The 382-nt window shown below is 45.0% G+C and carries 1 protein-coding gene; it reads left to right on the top strand.

The window, feature by feature from the left end; translation table 11 throughout:
* Positions 1-382: 30S ribosomal protein S4 (rpsD, locus tag A3766_RS09000; RefSeq protein WP_082907082.1), on the top strand; the 382-nt coding region annotated here is incomplete at both ends.

Genomic DNA, 382 nt, shown 5'->3' with positions numbered 1-382 from the left:
GTGGCTACTATAAAGAAGCTGCACGCCGTAAAGGCGCTACAGGTGAAAACTTGCTTCAGTTGCTGGAACAACGCCTTGATAATGTTGTATATCGTATGGGCTACGGTTCTACTCGCGCAGAATCACGTCAGCTTGTATCCCACAAGGCAATCGTTGTTAACGATCAGGTAGTGAATATCGCATCTTACCAAGTTAAAGCTGGTGATGTTGTTGCTGTTCGCGAAAAAGCTAAGAACCAATTGCGTGTTAAAAACGCTGTTGAGTTAGCAGCTAATCGCGGGGCAGTTGAGTGGATCGACGTAGATACCAATAAACTCACAGGAACTTTTAAAGCTGTTCCTGAGCGTTCAGAGCTACCTTCGGACATCAACGAGAATCTAAT

This window comes from Oleiphilus sp. HI0132 (genome assembly GCF_001635845.1).
This window is presented reverse-complemented; position numbering and strand designations above follow the sequence as displayed.